The organism is Dyella kyungheensis, assembly GCF_049913195.1.
GTDB classification, from domain to species: Bacteria; Pseudomonadota; Gammaproteobacteria; order Xanthomonadales; family Rhodanobacteraceae; genus Dyella; species Dyella kyungheensis.
This window is the reverse complement of sequence record NZ_CP183983.1, coordinates 4790339-4807323: the sequence shown is the minus strand read 5'-3', so window position 1 is coordinate 4807323 and position 16985 is coordinate 4790339. Positions and strand designations below refer to the sequence as shown.

The 16985-nt window shown below is 63.0% G+C and carries 15 protein-coding genes; 5 read left to right on the top strand and 10 right to left on the bottom strand.

Annotated elements, in window-relative coordinates:
* Positions 1–41: 41 nt before the first annotated feature.
* A complete protein-coding gene (locus ACN9MB_RS21445; protein ID WP_426270245.1) occupies positions 42–557 on the top strand; it encodes a DUF1453 domain-containing protein in 516 nt (171 codons plus the stop codon).
* Positions 558–560: 3 nt separating this feature from the next.
* On the opposite strand, the gene glnK is transcribed toward ACN9MB_RS21445, so the two are convergent.
* Entirely contained in the window at positions 561–899 is a 339-nt protein-coding gene (glnK, locus tag ACN9MB_RS21440) for a P-II family nitrogen regulator (protein WP_046971250.1), read from the bottom strand.
* Between the two features lie 188 nt (positions 900–1087).
* Between glnK and ACN9MB_RS21435 the strand changes: the two genes are divergently transcribed.
* The 3 genes from ACN9MB_RS21435 to ACN9MB_RS21425 all read left to right on the top strand — a co-directional run bounded on the left by ACN9MB_RS21435 (position 1088) and on the right by ACN9MB_RS21425 (position 5066).
* Positions 1088–1336 carry an accessory factor UbiK family protein gene (locus tag ACN9MB_RS21435; RefSeq protein WP_046971251.1) on the top strand — a complete coding sequence of 83 codons (249 nt, stop codon included), beginning with the start codon at positions 1088–1090 and terminating at the stop codon, positions 1334–1336.
* 164 nt (positions 1337–1500) lie between these two features.
* On the top strand, positions 1501–3000 hold the full coding sequence (locus tag ACN9MB_RS21430) for a YifB family Mg chelatase-like AAA ATPase (protein ID WP_426270243.1): 1500 nt from the start codon (positions 1501–1503) through the stop codon (positions 2998–3000).
* A gap of 275 nt (positions 3001–3275) precedes the next feature.
* A complete protein-coding gene (locus tag ACN9MB_RS21425; protein ID WP_426270242.1) occupies positions 3276–5066 on the top strand; it encodes a cation:proton antiporter in 1791 nt (596 codons plus the stop codon).
* Positions 5067–5177: 111 nt separating this feature from the next.
* On the opposite strand, the gene aceA is transcribed toward ACN9MB_RS21425, so the two are convergent.
* Positions 5178–6482, bottom strand: a complete 1305-nt coding sequence (gene aceA / locus ACN9MB_RS21420) for an isocitrate lyase (protein WP_204634648.1) — start codon at positions 6480–6482, stop codon at positions 5178–5180.
* Between the two features lie 128 nt (positions 6483–6610).
* Complete coding sequence (gene aceB, locus ACN9MB_RS21415) at positions 6611–8209, bottom strand: malate synthase A (RefSeq protein ID WP_426270241.1); 1599 nt, start codon at positions 8207–8209, stop codon at positions 6611–6613.
* A 175-nt stretch (positions 8210–8384) separates the two neighbouring features.
* On the opposite strand from aceB, the gene ACN9MB_RS21410 reads away from it, so the two are divergent.
* Positions 8385–9374, top strand: coding sequence for a LysR family transcriptional regulator (locus ACN9MB_RS21410; RefSeq protein ID WP_204634646.1), 990 nt, complete (start codon positions 8385–8387; stop codon positions 9372–9374).
* A gap of 46 nt (positions 9375–9420) precedes the next feature.
* Here the strand turns inward: ACN9MB_RS21410 and ACN9MB_RS21405 are convergent, their stop codons facing one another.
* The 7 genes from ACN9MB_RS21405 to ACN9MB_RS21375 all read right to left on the bottom strand — a co-directional run bounded on the left by ACN9MB_RS21405 (position 9421) and on the right by ACN9MB_RS21375 (position 16862).
* The gene (locus ACN9MB_RS21405; RefSeq protein ID WP_426270240.1) at positions 9421–10542 is read right to left on the bottom strand and encodes a retropepsin-like aspartic protease; all 1122 of its coding nucleotides are present in this window, start codon (positions 10540–10542) and stop codon (positions 9421–9423) included.
* A gap of 73 nt (positions 10543–10615) precedes the next feature.
* A complete protein-coding gene (locus ACN9MB_RS21400) occupies positions 10616–10948 on the bottom strand; it encodes a hypothetical protein (protein ID WP_426270239.1) in 333 nt (110 codons plus the stop codon).
* Positions 10949–10982: 34 nt separating this feature from the next.
* Positions 10983–13046, bottom strand: coding sequence for a peptidase domain-containing ABC transporter (locus ACN9MB_RS21395; protein WP_426270238.1), 2064 nt, complete (start codon positions 13044–13046; stop codon positions 10983–10985).
* Between the two features lie 116 nt (positions 13047–13162).
* Positions 13163–14449: an HlyD family secretion protein gene (locus tag ACN9MB_RS21390; RefSeq protein WP_426270237.1), complete on the bottom strand. Its 1287-nt coding sequence runs from the start codon at positions 14447–14449 to the stop codon at positions 13163–13165.
* Between the two features lie 647 nt (positions 14450–15096).
* Positions 15097–15681: a 1-acyl-sn-glycerol-3-phosphate acyltransferase gene (locus ACN9MB_RS21385; RefSeq protein ID WP_426270236.1), complete on the bottom strand. Its 585-nt coding sequence runs from the start codon at positions 15679–15681 to the stop codon at positions 15097–15099.
* Between the two features lie 8 nt (positions 15682–15689).
* Positions 15690–16112 carry an alternative ribosome rescue aminoacyl-tRNA hydrolase ArfB gene (gene arfB / locus ACN9MB_RS21380; RefSeq protein ID WP_204634643.1) on the bottom strand — a complete coding sequence of 141 codons (423 nt, stop codon included), beginning with the start codon at positions 16110–16112 and terminating at the stop codon, positions 15690–15692.
* 48 nt (positions 16113–16160) lie between these two features.
* On the bottom strand, positions 16161–16862 hold the full coding sequence (locus tag ACN9MB_RS21375; protein WP_426270235.1) for a pseudouridine synthase: 702 nt from the start codon (positions 16860–16862) through the stop codon (positions 16161–16163).
* Between the last annotated feature and the right edge of the window lie 123 nt (positions 16863–16985).

Genomic DNA, 16985 nt, shown 5'->3' with positions numbered 1-16985 from the left:
GGCCGATAAGCTGCGTCGCATCCCATCCACAGGTGCCTGCGATGTCCCAGAACATGATCTATGCGCTGATGATCCCGCTGATCGCGTTCGGCGTATGGCGCCGCGTGCGCGGCAGCTTCGGGCGGCAACCGATCCGCCGCAAGCGCATGATCGGGCGCATCGTCTTCCTGGCCGTGATCATGGGCTTGTTCGGCCTGGGCGGCCTGCACAACCCGCGCTTGCTGGAAGGGCTGCTGGGCGGTGCGCTGGCCGGTGCAGCGCTGGGCGCGGTGGGGATCAAGCTGACCCGCTTCGAGCGCGATGCCGCCGGCAACGATCTCTATATTCCCAACCCCTGGATCGGCGGCCTGCTCACCGCGCTGCTGCTCGGCCGCCTGGCCTGGCGCTTCATGGTGCTGTCGCCGCTGCAGGAGACGGCCGTGGCACACAGTGGTCCTGCCATGGGCAACAGCCCGCTGACCCTGGCCATCTTCGGCCTGACGTTCGGTTACTACATCAGCTACTTCGCCGGCCTACTGGTGCACCATCGCCGCTTCGAGCGGGCGCAGCTGGCCTGAGGCTCAGAGCGCGTCGCCGTCCATCTCGCCGGTGCGGATGCGGATGACCTGCTCGAGCGAGCTGACGAAAATCTTGCCGTCGCCGATCTTGCCGGTCTTGGCCGAGGCCTGGATGGCCTCCACCACGCGGTCCACCTGTTCGTCGCTGACGGCCACTTCCAGCTTGATCTTGGGCAGGAAGTCGACCACGTACTCGGCGCCGCGATAGAGTTCGGTGTGGCCCTTCTGGCGGCCAAAGCCCTTCACCTCGGTGACCGTGATGCCCTGCACGCCCACTTCCGCCAGGGCTTCGCGCACATCGTCCAGCTTGAACGGCTTGATGACCGCAACCACCAGCTTCATGGGTTTTCCTCTTGATCGACCGAATGCCCGTCGCGGGCCAGGGAGCGGCATTTTGCCTGGAGTGGCGTGCCGCTGTCGTCTCGGAGCTCTCTGTAGGAAAATCCCTACACACACAAGTGGAGCATGCCGATAGTGGCATTTAAAGACATGAACCTAAACTCCACCCTGACGAGCTCGAGGTGCTATCCATGATGGATAGGCAGGATATCGATCAACTTGCCCAGCGTCTTGTTTCGTTGGTTCCATCTGGACTGGCTCAGGCGCAACAGGATTTGCGCACCAACTTCGGCGATGTTCTGGCGCAGGGATTGCGCCGCCTTGATCTAGTCACGCGCGAGGAGTTTGAAGTCCAGAGCCAGCTGTTGGCGCGCACCCGCGCCAAGGTCGAGGCCCTGGAGAAGCGAATCGCAGATCTCGAGGCTGGTGCGGGCACCTGACTGAAGGTGCGGCACGGGCCCATGTCCCGGGAGCCGTCCCCGATCCGTCACCCTCACCCCGAGAACGATCGGGGGCGGCTATTTTCTCTGCAGGCCGCTTGAGGGAGTTGCTCCGTGTTTCAACCTGGCAGCCACTCCCGCGCCGTACGGATCGTGCGAGCGCCATGAGTCTTGCCGTCACCCTCAGCCGAGCCCAGGAAGGCGTGGCGGCGCCCCAGGTCATGGTGGAAGTCCACCTCTCCGGAGGCCTGCCGGGCACCAATATCGTGGGTCTGCCCGAGGCGGCCGTACGCGAGGCCCGTGACCGGGTTCGCGTGGCCATCCAGAACACGGCGTTCGAGTATCCCAACCGCAAGGTCACCGTGAACCTCGCGCCGGCCGAGCTGCCCAAGGATGGCGGCCGTTTCGACCTGGCCATTGCCCTGGGCATCCTGGCCGCTGGCGGTCAGGTCCCGCGCGAGAAGCTGGACGATTGCGAATTCCTCGGCGAGCTGGCGCTGTCGGGCGCGCTGCGCGGCGTGTCCGGCGTCCTGCCCGCCCTGCTGCGCGCGCGCGCGCGCGGCCGGCGTGTGGTGGTGCCGCGGGCGAACGCGGCCGAGGCGGCGCTGGTATCGGACGCCGAGGTGCTGGTCGCCGATACGTTGGCCGAAGTCTGCGGCTGGCTGCGTGGTGCGCAGGAACTGGCACCGCCCGGCGAAGCGGCCGGCATCTTCGACGAAGTGACCGGTCCCGATCTTTCCGACGTGCGGGGCCAGCTGCAGGCGCGGCGCGCACTGGAGATTGCGGCGGCCGGCGGCCATCACCTGTTGTTGCTCGGACCCCCGGGCACCGGCAAGACCATGCTGGCCGAGCGCCTGCCGGGCATCCTGCCCCCGCTGAGCGAATCGGAAGCGCTGGAAACCTGCGCTGTGCTGTCCGTGGCCGGACAGGAGGTCGATCCGAAGTTCTGGCGCCGACGCCCTTTTCGGGCTCCGCACCATACGAGTTCGGCCGTCGCGCTGGTCGGCGGTGGCGCGTTGCCGCGGCCGGGCGAGATCTCGCTGGCCCATAACGGCGTGTTGTTCCTGGATGAACTGCCGGAGTTCGGCCGCCACGTGCTGGACGTGTTGCGCGAGCCGATGGAGTCGGGCCACATCGTGATCTCACGGGCGGCACGCCAGTCGACCTTTCCCGCCCAGTTCCAGCTGGTGGCGGCGATGAACCCCTGTCCCTGTGGCTATGCCGGCGATCCACGCCAGCGCTGCCAGTGCACGCCTGACCAGATCCAGCGCTATCGCAGTCGTATTTCCGGTCCGCTGATGGACCGCATCGACCTGGGGATCGAGGTGCCGCGCGTTCCGCTCAACGAGCTGGGTGCGTTGCGCGGGCCAAACGACGAGGACTCCTCCACCGTGCGGGCGCGCGTGATCAAGGCGCGCCACCACGGCCTGATGCGCGCGGGACGGGCGAATGCCGAGATCAGCACGCGCGAGCTGGAACGTGACTGTGCGCTCGGCCCCACAGAGCGTCGCTGGTTCGACGGCGCGCTGGAGCGGCTGGGACTGTCGGCGCGCGCCTACCACCGCACGCTGCGGGTGGCCCGTACGATTGCCGATCTGGACGGCGGCGCGGCCTTGCTGGACCGTACCCACCTTGCCGAAGCCTTGATGTATCGGCGCTTCTGAGACGCCGGCTCATCCCTTAGCAGCTGTAATATTTGAACTGACGGGTATTGACTTGGATCGCCGTCGGCGTATTATCTGTACTCGCTGGTTCTGCATTGAACTATGCCTGCCACCCCGGTATCGGTACTCCCTCCCCCTCCCCCGTCCGATACCGGGGCTTGGCCCTCCCTCCCAAGTTCCCCGCCGATTCCGATAGAAATGCGTCATCGCACGATGGACGCTGGCGTCGCTTGCGTGCTCCGATAGCTCCACGGCTACCGCACGAAGGACCGCGCATGACGCTCGACCTTGGACTCCTGCTGGTGTGCATCCTGGGCGTCGGATTTCTCGCTCAATGGCTGGCGTGGCGCGTGAAGCTGCCAGCGATCCTGTTCCTGCTGCTGGCCGGCATCCTGATGGGTCCGGTGATCGGTGTGCTGGCGCCCGACAAACTGCTCGGCCCGCTGCTGTTTCCCATCGTCTCGCTGGCCGTGTCGGTGATTCTTTTCGAAGGCAGCCTCACGCTGCGTTTCAGCGAGTTGCCGGATATCGGTCGCGCGGTGCGGGGACTGGTGACCTATGGTGCGGTGATCGCGGTGTTGATGCTTGCCGTCGCCGCGCACTACTTCGCCGGACTGAGCTGGGAGGTGGCGTTGCTGTTTGGCGCGCTGACCTGCGTGACCGGGCCGACGGTGATCGCGCCGATGCTGCGCACGGTGCGTCCGAATGCGCGCATCGCCAACACCTTGCGCTGGGAAGGCATCGTGATCGATCCGCTCGGCGCACTGTTCGCCGTGCTGGTGTACGAGGCCATCGTGTCGCGCCAGCAGGGCCACACGCTGGGCATCTTCCTCGCGGTGATCGCCAGCGGCGTGGTGATCGGCCTGTTGGCGGCGTGGACGCTGGCGTTCCTGCTGCGGCGGCAATTGATTCCGGAATATCTGCAGAACTATGGCGCGCTGGTCACCGTGTTGCTGGCGTTCTCGCTGTCCAATGCCATCACGCACGAGTCGGGCCTGTTGACCGTCACGGTGATGGGCATCGCGCTGGGCAACATGCGCGGCGTGCACATCGACGACATCCTCGATTTCAAGGAAAACCTCACCACCTTGCTGGTCTCGAGCCTGTTCATCCTGCTGGCGGCACGACTGAGCTGGCCGTTGCCGGACGGCATGTTGTGGGCGGGTATCGCCATCTTCATCGTGGGCCAGCTGATCGTGCGACCCGTCACCGCAACGATCGCCAGCATCGGCAGCACGCTGAACTGGCGCGAGCGCGCGCTGATCGCGTGGGTCGCGCCACGCGGCATCGTGGCGGCGGCGGTATCGGCGCTGTTTGCGCTGAAGCTCGATGCGCTGGGCATGGAAGGCGCAAAAGCGTTGGTGCCGCTGGTCTTCATCCTGATCATCGGCACCGTAGTGTTGCAGAGCGCGACGGCTCGTCCGCTCGCGCGCTGGCTGAAGGTGGCCGAGCCCGATCCCACGGGCGTGCTGATCTATGGCGCCGATCAGGCCGCGCGCGTGGTCGCACGCGCCCTGGCCGATGCGGGTTTCCAGGTGATCGTGGCCGATGAACATTGGGACGGCATCAAGCACGCGCGCATGGAAGGCCTGCCGACGTTCTTCGGCTATCCCGCGTCGGCGTACGCGGAACGCCATCTCGATCTCACGGGCATCGGCCGCTTGCTGGCCATGTCGACCAACCGCGAACGCAACGCGCTGGCCTGCGTGTACTACCGGCAGGAATTCGGGCGCGGCAAGGTCTATCGGTTGAGCAACGACAACGGCGACGCCACCGGCAGCCGCCTGCAAATGGGCGGCGATTTGTCCGCGCCCGCCTTGTTTGGCGACGGCATGACGCATGAGCGCTTTCTGGAGCGCCTCGCCGAGGGATGGCGGATCAAATCGACGCGTCTCACCAGCACCTTCGATTGGCCCAACTTCATCGAGCAATATGGTTCGCCCACGGTGCTGCTATTCGGCGTCGAAGAGAAAGGCGCGTTGCGCGTATCTTCGGCGAAGCGCGAACTCGAACCGCGTCCGGGCTGGACGGTGATCGCCCTGGTGCCGCCGCAGAGCGCATCGTGACGAAGGCGATACGCAGCGCACTCCTTGCGTGCATGCGTGGGGGCGCTGGACAGGGCCGCGCTCCCCACGCACGCGCCGACGTCCTTGTCGGCCTACGCGAGGCAGGCAAGGTCAGGCGGCGCTGGCCTGACGCGAGGCTTGGAACTGCGCCTCTTCGGTAGAACCCTTGAGCGCGGTGGTGGACGACTGTCCTTGCTGGATCGCCTGGGTTACGGCATCGAAGTAACCCGTGCCGACTTCACGCTGATGCTTCACGGCGGTGAAGCCCCGGTCGGCGGCGGCGAATTCCCTTTCCTGCAATTCCACGAATGCGCTCATCTGGCGACGGGCATAACCATAGGCCAGATCGAACATGCCGTAGTTAAGGCTGTGGAAACCGGCCAGCGTGATGAACTGGAACTTGTAACCCATCGCGCCCAGTTCCTTCTGGAAGGTGGCGATGGTGGCGTCGTCGAGGTTCTTCCTCCAATTGAAGCTGGGTGAGCAGTTGTAGGCCAGCAGCTTGCCCGGGTACTTCGCATGGATCGCCTCGGCAAACTTGCGCGCTTCGTCCAGGTTCGGCTTGCTCGTTTCGCACCACACGAGATCGGCGTACGGCGCATACGCAAGACCGCGGCTGATCGCCTGGTCCAGGCCGGGACGCACGCGGAAGAAACCCTCCACGGTGCGCTCGCCGGTGATGAACGGCTTGTCGTTGTCGTCGATGTCGGAGGTAAGCAAGTCGGCGGCATCGGCATCGGTGCGTGCCACGATCAGGGTGGGCACGCCGAGCACGTCGGCGGCGAGACGTGCCGCGTTGAGTTTGTCGACGGCCTCGCGCGTGGGCACCAGTACCTTGCCGCCCATGTGACCGCACTTCTTCACCGACGCGAGCTGGTCCTCGAAATGCACACCCGCGGCGCCTGCTTCGATCATCGCCTTCATCAGTTCGAACGCATTGAGCACGCCGCCGAAGCCCGCTTCCGCGTCGGCCACGATGGGCACCATCCAGTCGATATCGTTCTGGCCTTCCGCATGATGCAGCTGATCGGCGCGCAGCAGCGTGTTGTTGATGCGCTTGACCACCGACGGCACCGAATTGGCCGGATACAGCGACTGGTCGGGATACATCTCGCCGGCGAGATTCGCATCCGCGGCCACCTGCCAGCCGCTCAGATAGATTGCCTGCAGCCCGGCCTTCACCTGTTGCATGGCCTGGTTGCCGGTGAGCGCGCCGAGCGCGTTGACGAAATCTTCCTTGTGCAACGACTTCCACAAGCGCTCGGCGCCGCGACGGGCGAGCGAGTGTTCCACATTCACGGTGCCCCGCAGGCGTGCCACGTCTTCCGCGCCGTAGTTGCGCTGGATGCCGTTCCAGCGAGCGTTGTTCTTCCATTCGAGGGCGATCTGATCGGCGGTGGGCAATGTGTTTTTCATGAGGTGACTCCGTTGCGTTGGATGTCTTCGACTGTGGGAGCGCACCCTGTGCGCGACAGCGGCCTTTCGGCATGGCGCTCCGTTGGTTTGTCGCGCACAGGGTGCGCTCCCACAGCGAGGGTTACCGGTCAGTCGAGACGCGCGTAAGCAGCCAGCGTCAGGAAATCGCCGAGTTCTTCGCCGTGCGTGAGTTGCTTGAGCAGTGCCGCTGCTTGTTCCGCACGGTGTGCGACGGGACTCTTGCTCTCGATCAAGCGATGCGTGTGCTTCGCCAGTGCATGGTCGAACAGCGCAAAATCGATCGGCGCGTGGTCGGTGAATTCAAGCGGCCCTCGATGCAGCCATTGCCAGATCTGCGAGCGCGCGATTTCCGCGGTGGCCGCATCTTCCATCAGGTGATGGATGGGCACGCAGCCCTGGCCGTCCAGCCACGAGGCGGTGTAGCGCAGCGCCACTTCCACGTTGTTGTCGAAGCCGGCGCGCGTGATGGTGCCGCTGCACGGCGCGATCAGCTGGTTGCGGCACACGTTGACGTCGCTGCGCATGACGTTGAGCTGGTTGGGCGAGGGCATGTACTTGTCGAACACTTCCTGCGCCACCGGCACCAGTGCGGGATGCGCCACCCAGGTGCCGTCGTGACCGGCCTGCACTTCGCGCAGCTTGTCGGCGCGCACCTTGGCGAGCGCGGCGTCGTTCGCAACATCGTCGCCCTTGATCGGAATCTGCGCGGCCATGCCGCCCATGGCGAACGCGCCACGGCGATGACAGGTCTGGATCAGTAGCTCCGAATACGACTTCAGGAACGGCACCGTCATCAGCACCTGACTGCGATCGGGCAGCAGGCGATCGCGATGCGCGCGGAACGTCTTGAGGTAGGAAAAGATGTAATCCCAGCGGCCGCAGTTGAGGCCGACTGCACGCCCGCGCAGGGCGTGCAGGATCTCGTGCATCTGGAACACGGCGGGCAGCGTTTCGATCAATACCGTGGCTTTCATGCAATCGGGCGGCAGGTCGAGCGCAGCTTCGGCGGTGGCCATCACCTCGTCCCACAACGCCGCCTCTTCCATCGCCTGCAGCTTGGGCAGGTAGAAGTAGGGGCCGCGGTCGCGTGCCTGCAGCGTGCGTGCGTTGTGGAAGGCGAACAGGCCGAAGTCCACCAGGGCGCCGGACATCGGTTCGCCATCGACGGTGATGTGGCGCTCCGGCAGGTGCCAGCCGCGCGGACGCACCACCAGCACGGCGGGATTGCCGTTGACGCGGTAATGCTTGCCCTCGGGCGAGGTGTATTCGATCGCGCCGTTCACCGCATCGCGCAGGTTGATCTGGCCGTCGATCTGGTTGGCGAGGGTCGGCGCCGAGGAGTCCTCGAAGTCGGCCATGAACACCTTTGCGCCGGAATTGAGCGCGTTGATGATCATCTTGCGCTCGACCGGCCCGGTGATCTCCACCCGGCGGTCGCGCAGCGCCAGCGGAATCGGCGCCACCGTCCAGTTGCCCTCGCGGATGGCGGCGGTATCGGTACGGAAGTCCGGCAGTTCGCCCGCGTCGTAGCGGGCCTGGCGGGCTTCACGGGCCGCCAGCAGTTCCAGGCGGCGTCCGTCGAACTGGCGGTGCAGCTCGGCCAGGAAGGCCAGCGCCTCCGGTGTGAGGATCGCGGCGTGTTCCTGGCGGACTCCGCCAGAGACCTGGGCCGGGGAAAGGGTGAGGCGTTCCTTGGGGACGGCCATGGCGAATCTCCGTGATGACGATGGGATTACACTAGGTCACGGAAATTAGGTTTGACAAAGCAAATGTTTCAATTTTTGCTATTGTCATTCTTAATGATCAATTCAACTTACTGAGTTGTAAGAGGCAAATATGGCCAAGAAGCCCCCGGTCGGGCCTAGAAAAACGCATTCCGGCATGTCCCGGCGACGTACGGATACGTATGGAAGTGGCAGCGAAGAGGGGCGTTTCTACTACAAGGGGAACCGCCAGAAGCAGATGCGGGCCTTCGTCTACACGGTGAAGCTGGGCACGCTGACCCGCGCGGCCGAGGCGCTGTTTCTGTCTCAACCCACAGTGAGCCTCCAACTTCAGGCGCTGGAGCGGGAGCTTGGTGTGCGGCTGCTGGAACGCAGGCGACGCCGCATCAACCTCACCGACGCGGGAGAGGCGCTGTACGAATTGGCGCGTCCGCTGGTGGAAGGCTGGGAGAATCTGGACCGCGACTTCCAGACCAAGGTAAAAGGCCTGCAGGGCGGCCGCCTGACCATCGCGGCGGGCAGTTCGACCATCCAATACCTGCTGCCCGATCTGGTGCGTCGCTACCGCGAGCACTTTCCCGAGGTGCAACTGCAGCTGGCCAATGTCACCGGCAAGGACGGCCTGGCGCTGTTGCGCGCCGATGAGGCGGATTTCGCCGTGGGCTCGATGCTCGACGTGCCCAACGACATCGCCTGGGCGCCCGTGCATCACTACGACCCGATGCTGATCATGCCGCCCGACCACCCGCTGGCCGCCAAGACCGCGGTGACGTTGCAGGATTTGTCGCCCTACGGCCTGATCCTGCCGCCGCAACGACTATCGACCTACCGCCTGGTCGACCTGGTGTTCCAGCAGCGGCAGGTGCCTTTCCGGGTCGCGATCGAAGTGGGCGGTTGGGACGTGATCAAGGAATACGTCGCGATGGGACTGGGCATCTCCATCGTCACCGGCATCTGCATCACCGAAGCGGACCGCACGCGTTTGGCCGTCCGAAACATGAAGCAATATTTCCCGCAGCGCAGCTACGGCGTGGTGATGCGCAAGGGCAAGTTCCTCAGCGCGGAGGCGAGGGCGTTCATCGATCTGGTGAAGCCGGGCTTGCTAACCCATCGCGATTACGATGAGTCAGGGCACTCGGAGCGGTGATGCTTCGTGCCGTGGAAGGCCTTGCTGCGAACTGTCCGGATGATGCTTAGGTATTGCTGTTTCTATTCAAGCAGAACCTTGCGTGCTCAAAATCAAGCAAGACATCGCCTTTGCGAAGCAAACCAGACCCTATGGCAGCTGGCAGGTCAGGGACTGTTGTCTGGACGTAATGTCCCTCGGTCTTGAACTGGTAGCCCGCGATATCGATCAATGCGTCAAAACGGCGTGTCTTTAGCGATTCGCCTCGCGCGTTGAACGTTACCATGCCGTTAAGTGGTGTGGACTTGCTGAATCTGCTCTTATCGAAGACGGTGATGATTCCATCGCTTCCGCTGTCTATCAGAGCCAACGTATCCTTACCGTTGACGTTGATATGGATAGACAACCCCTTAAAGCCGTGGCGATCCTGAATCTCCAGCGCCATGGGTATGCAATGCGTAAATGTGACGGTCTTGTCCGTATTGAAAATAATGTCGCCATCATGCCCAAGGTAGAGGTTGTTGAACTTTGACAAAATGTCGTACCCAAGCATGTTGAAATAATTCGTCTTATCGATGCCGCCTTGTATGTTTTCAAAGTGTGTGTCTCCGACAGACAAACGCTTTAGCATGATCTTGATCAAATAAACCGGCTGACCACCTACCGCATAAGCAGGCTTACTAAACCAGGTTCCCTTCATAGGTCCATTCGGGACTTCGATGGGTTTCAGCCCCAAGGCATCGGCGACGATGCGGGTGACGATGGTCATCATGAACCCGGTATCGATGATCATGGCTTGATCGTGGCCATTGATTGAGGTGCACACGGTATAAAAAACGCTTTTCCCGGGATCTTCAATGCATCCAGGATGACCTAAATGTCCTCCGACGAAGGACACGTTAATGGCGCGGGCTGCCTGTGGCGCGGACACGTGCGCTGGCGTGATCGTGGTGTAGGTAGGCTCAAATCGGCTGACGTCGGACTTATCCAGTAATTGAAGTGCGCGATAGTATGCTCTCACATTGCCGACGATGTTGTAGTAGGCAACCGCGCAGTCGGACCCTTCGAGAGACGGCTGCGTAGCGAGGTTGTGCTCGATCTCTGCGAACCGAAAGCTGCGCAGATCTCGACAGATAATGGCGGACGGCGGGGTGGCATCGACCGATAAGGCATCCAGAAAGTAGAACACGCTAGAGTTCTCCGCACGATGATTGAAATGACCGATGCCGCGGTTACGCGGCATCGGTCCGCACTATGTGGCTCTATCGGACGCTGGGGCCATGATTCGAACCCCGTGGCTCAATGGGTTCGCAACGCACAGTTGATTCGCCCTTACCCTGACCGCCGAGCGAAAGATCGACAAGCTTGCCGGGCAACACGAGCGTGCCGGTGCCACCACCACCACCGCCTTCCCTATATACAGGGCTGGTGCCCGGCGCACAGGTAATCGAGGACGGGCCGCCGCCATTCGGATAGAACGTCATGCCCGCTGGCGGAGTAACCGTCACGGGAGGGAGATTCTTCGGGCCTTCTATCTGCTGAAAACCGAACCCACCGGCCACCAGCGACATTTCATTCGACAGTAGACAACGCATGGTACTTCTCCTTTTGTGTAGGGGTGCCCGATATTTAGAGCCTTTCGGACGCAGGCTTGCTGCTCCTCGAAGCGAGGTCGATCACTCGATCCGCACTCGCAATCGTTTCAGGCCGATGGGCGATATAGATGCGTGTCATGTGCAGGTCGCGCAGCATGGCGTTGATACGTCGCTCACATGCCAGGTCGAGATGACTGGTGGCTTCGTCCAGGATTAGAATTTTCGGCTTGCGATATAGCGCGCGTGCAAGCAACAAACGCTGGCGCTGACCGCCGGATAGGGACGTCCCCATGTCGCCGCATAGCGTGTGATAGCCCATTGGCATGGTCACGATGTCATCGTGAATCTGTGCGAGCCGTGCGGACTCTTCGATGCGTTCCTGTGATGCGTCTTCGGCGAAGAACGCTATGTTGTCCGCGATAGACCCGGCCATGAGTGCGTCATCTTGCATCACGCAGCCGACCATCTGCCGAAATGCCTGTTTGCCAAGCCGCGTGAGCTGAATGCCGCCAACGCGAATACGCCCCTCGTCGGGGTCCAGCAAACCGAGCATTAAGCGCGCCAGGGTGCTTTTGCCGCAGCCAGAGGGTCCTACGACGGCCACCGATTCGCCCGCCCGAATATCCAGTGAGCAATCGCTTAGCACCCACGGCTCGCCCTCCGCATAGCGAAAGCCCACGCAGTCGAACGATAGCGATGCGTCTGGAAGCGGGCCGGTGTAGTTACCCTCGGTATCCACCTCGGTCTCAGTGAGTACGATGTCGGCGAGGCGCTCGCCCTGCATGCGCAACATGCGTAGCTCGATCACGTAATCGACCATGCTGGCAGCACGACTGGTGAATTGGTCGGAATAGGCAAGAAACGCCATCAGCATGCCGGCGCTGAACTGTCCCCGCAGCGCGAGCGATGCGCCGAGCCACAGGACGCCGATGCGTAGCGCGCCACTTAGCAAGCTTTGCAGCGAGCCATAGATCAAGCTGAACTGCTGCACCTGCACCCCGACGTTGAGGGTGTCTGTGGCGGCATTCAGAAAACGGGACGATTGCTGAGGCACCTGGTTGGACAGACGAATCGTCTGCACACCGCGTACCGCCTCCAAGAACTGACTTTGCTGCTTGGCCCCCTGCACGATCTGTTCGAGGTTCTTTTCGCGATAGAACCGATAGGTCAGAGCGCGGCACGCGCCGTACAGCCCCAGGCCGGTCACCGTAATCGCCGTCATCAGCGGGCTATAGAGCAACAGCATCACTAGCGTTAGGCCCGCCATGATCCCGTCTAGCATGACTTCGACGGCGCGCGTGGTTAAAGTCTGCTGGATGGCGCCGATGGCCCCGAAGCGCGACACCACGTCACCGAGATGGCGCTTCAGGAAATACGCTTGCGGTAAACGCAACAAGTGTTGAAAGACATTGGCGGTCCATTGCAGGTTGAAGCGCGTGCTCAGGCATATCACCGTCCAGCTGCGCACCGCCGACAAAATGATTTGCCACACCAGTAGCGCCAAGAAGCTCACACTTAAGAACGTCAGTAAGTCGTGGTCACCGTCGGCGATTACGCTATCGACCGTGATTTGCAGCAACTGAGGCCCGAGCAAGCCAGCGAGTTCCAGGGAGAGTGCTAGCCCGAACACTGTCGCCAGCGCGACCCTTAGACCGGCGACGTGCCCGGTCAGCGCCCGCAGCGGCAGGTCGGGCTCGGCTGCCTTTTTTTCAAACGTTGGGCACGGGAACAGTTCAATGGCGATGCCCGTGACGTGTTTGCTTAGTTCGGCATACGGCAGCCGACGTTCGCCCACGGCTGGATCGTGAACCACCGCGCCGTGCCGATCCGCCTTGCGCAGCACCACGAAGTGATTCAAGTCCCAATGCAGGATGCATGGCACCGTTAGTCGCAGCAGCTCGTCCAATTCCAGCCGCACTGGGTTGCCGTTCAATCCGAGCGCATGGGCGACCGATAGCAGTTGTGTCAGCGTCATGCCTTTAAGCGACGTTGCGAAACGCCGCCGCAACGTGGGTAGGCGGTGATGCTGGCCGTGAAACGCCGCGACCATCGCCAGGCACGCCAGCCCACATTCCGCCGCTTCGCTTTGCCGGATCATGGGTAGGCACCGTCCCCAGCGCCGTAGGGGACGCGTCACGGCCTCGAAGGGCACGGGCTCCGCAGGGCCGCGCGCGCCTTGTACCGAGTCCTTATCGCGCGATGGCATGGGGTGCGTCATGAGCGCCCCGTGGCGTTGCGGCGCCCGAGCCCGTACAGCGGCTCGAAGATCCATTCAATCATGCGGCGCTTGTCGAGCAACAAATCCGCCTCTACGGCCATGCCCGGTTTGAGTGGCTCAGGATGGCCGTAGACGTTGATGTATTGTTCCGGCAGCGCCACGTCTACGCGATAGAGTGCCTCTCTGGCTGAGGTTTGCCCCAGCACGGCCGTCAATTCGGTAGGTGTCAACGCGCTGCGCGATACGGCCGTGACCGTGCCACGTTGCGCGCCAAATTTTTGGTACGGGAAGGCGTTGTAGCGAAGCACCACGGAGGTCCCTATGCGCACAAAGCCGATGGCCTGGCTCGGCACCCAGAGCTGCGCCTCAAGCGCCGATCCGAGCGGCACGAGTGACACCACAGCCTGTCCCGGCGCGACGGCCTGGCCACGCTTGACCAGTACGGCGGACACCACGCCATCGGCTGGTGCTCGTAATACCGATGCTCGGTCCGCCTCGTTTTGCGCAAGGGATTGATTCACTTGCGCCCATTGGCGGTGAAGGTTGTTCAGTGTCGCGGCAGTGGTGAGCGGTAGCTCCTCCAGTTGGTTGCGCGCCGTCTCTCGCTGCTGTAACAACTCCACCCGTTGGCGCGTCAAGGCTTGGACCTGCTGCTCGGCGAGGGCTTTCTGGGAGCGCTGTTGTTGAACTTCGATAGCCGAGACATAGCCATTGTTGCCCAAGCCTTCGAACCGGGATAACAGAGCCGAGAGCTCGGATACTTGCCGGCGCTCAATCGCTATTTGCCCGTCGACCTGATTGAGCTGGCGTCCGAGGGCTGCGTCTTGCATGCGCATGTTGCGCGCCCGCACGTCGGCCACTTGTTGGGCGCTGTCGATATCGATTTGCAGTCGGGCCTGCTGCTGGTGGAGTTGTGCACTTATCTCGGTGCCCGTATCACCTAGTAGAGTGCTGCTGCGCTCAGTGCTGAACGCGGCTATCGCGTCACCGGCGTGCACCGTAGCGCCTTCGTTGACCTCAATCGCGGTGATGGTGCCGAGGACGTGCGCCGAGGCCGTGATCAGGCCGGCGTCTGGCACCAGGCTGCCTGAGACGCGTTCGCGCCGGGTGTACTGACCGACACCCAGCCAAACGGCGACGCTGGCGGCGAGTGAGACCCCGACCAAGGCCCACAGACGATGGGAGAGAGGCGTGGAAAGACGAATGGCCCCTATGGCGACGGATGCGCGAGCCGTGATTGCCTCCTGACGGAACAATGCTTGCTGAGTCAAACGAATCTCCATCCATTGGACATCCAGGCACGCCAGGAATCCACCCGGCACTCTATGCACCATCGACGCTAACGACCCGCCGCCTCGGGGTCTGTTCGTTTGCTAACAGTCCAGCCCAAGGCCTTGCTCGACAGACGGCTTAACCGTTGCAGAGATGTTTGGCTCCGTCTGCAGAGCTAAGGCTCGCTTGTTTGTAGGAGTCGTCTTAGTGCCGTGCAGCGGCTCATGAGCCGGGCGTCTGCATTTCCGGCTAATGTTGAGCCTGATCGCGCTCGCAAGGCGCGAACTGCCGACGGGCAGCAGGCGCTCGGGGTGGCTGATCATTTACGAGATGATCATCACGTTGGACGAGACACGGGTTCGTACTATCGAACAGGTCCACCGTCATGAAATGAATATGGTCAGGCCGGTGACGCCGCGATCTCAGATCAGGCGAGGAAGCACTGAGGGTCGGAACTAATCAACTACGGCGATACCTGGAGGCCTGCATTCCGGGACGTTGAATCGTTGAACTCGCGGTCATAATTCCGCTTTTTTTACCGTCTGCAGCAGGTATCGAGCAGGCTAGACCGAGCTGATCGAAGCCGGAGAGCTTGAACGCTTGTAGATCCGGATGAAAGTCGGTGGTGCTTGTCCACTGCCGATCGATCCCAGATCTCTTATCCATTGGCGTTGCGATGCTTGCCCCGATACGGAGTAAACAGCGCACGGATCTTCGCCATGTCCGCATCCGGATCATCCGTGGCGCGCACCACCGGGCCGAACCTGAAAGTCTTGCTCGGGTAATCGAGAAACAGCGTCTGGATCGGCACGTTGGCGTCGTGGGCGATGCGCAGGAAGCCCGACTTCCACTGCTTGACCTTCTTGCGCGTGCCTTCGGGCGTGATGCCCAGCCACATGCGTTCCTTTTCCTGGAAACGCTGCACCATCTGGCCCACCACGTTGAGCGCGGCGCTGCGGTTGATCGCGATCATGCCGATCGGGCGCAGGATGATGCCCAGTGGGCCGTCCAGCACTTCGCGCTTGATCATGATGTTGATGTCCACGCCCAGGCCGATCTTCATCAGCAGGCCGTAGTAGCCATCCCAATACGAGGAATGCGGCGCGCCGATGATGATCAGCTTGGGCTCGTTCGGCAGCTCGCCGAGCAGCTTCCAGCCGGACAGGCGCAGCAGGCAGCGCGCCAGCCATGGCCAGAACCTGCTTTTGAGTTTGGGAGCTTCGGGCGGGGCAGGGGGGAGCATCGGGGTGCTCATTCACGACTCCAGTCACGCGACCGTGTTTGCTTGATCTGGCCGCGCTGCTGCTTGCCGGCGAGCCGGCGCTCCTTGGAGCCGCGGGTGGGTTTGGTGGCGATGCGTGCCTTGGGCACCACGAGCGCCGCGCGGATGATCTCCACCAGGCGGTCGCGGGCGTCCTCGCGGTTGCGGCCCTGATCGCGGAAACGCCGCGCCTGGATCACCAGCACGCCCTCATCGGTGAGGCGGCGATCGCGGCGGGCCAGCAGGCGCGCGCGCAGCGGTTCGGGCAGCGAGGGTGAGTGCGCCACGTCGAAGCGCAGTTCGACGGCGCTTTCGGTGCGATTGACGTGCTGGCCGCCGGGACCGTCTGCGCGGAGGAAACGCTCAGTCAACTCGGTCTCGGGCAGGACGATGGAACGGCTGATCGTGAGCATGCGCAAAGTTTAGCGGGCCTGCGTGACATACCGCCACGACGCGGTGCGTCACAACGCGGGCAGGGCCCAGCCAAAGCGCTCGAGCAGGCCCTGGTAAGCGGCGTCCAGCGGCGCTTCCAGGCGCATCGGCTCGCCGCTGAGCGGGTGCGCGAAACTCAGGCGCCAGGCATGCAGCAGCATGCGGTGGCAGCGGAAATATTGCTTGTAGAGGCGGTTGTGATCGCTGCGGCCGTGCTGGCAATCGCCGATGATCGGATGGTGGATGTGCGCCATGTGCTTGCGGATTTGTCTGAACCGCCCCGTCTGCGGCTCGGCCAGCACCATGGCGTACCGCTGCTGGGGATAACGCCCCAGTTCGATCGGCACTTCCACCGTGGCCAGGCGCCGGTAGCCGGTGCGTGCCTCGCGCCGCGGCCCATTGTCGCGGGAGCCGGGCAGGGCATAGTCGATCAACGCTTCTTCCGGCTCCGGCCAGCCGCGCACCACGGCCAGGTACTGCTTGTGCACGTCGCGCCCCATGAACTGCTCGCCGAGCGCAGCGGCGATTTCCGAAGATCGGGCGACCAGCAGCACGCCGCTGGTGGCGCGGTCGAGTCGATGGGCGAGATAGGTGATACCGCCCACCTGTTCGCGCAGCAGGTCGATCAGGAACTCCTCGGCGTTGCCGACCATCTTGGAGCGATGCACGGCGAGGCCGGCAGGCTTGTTCACCGCGATGAGGGCGTCGTCTTGGTAGAGGATGTCGAGCATGAACGATCCAGGCAGCACGAGATTCCCGTGCCTTTCATCAAAGACGTCATTCCGGCGCAGGCCGGAATCCAGTGGCGATCACTTTAGGTTCTCGCGATCACGCCTACCGGTCGAGACCGAAGC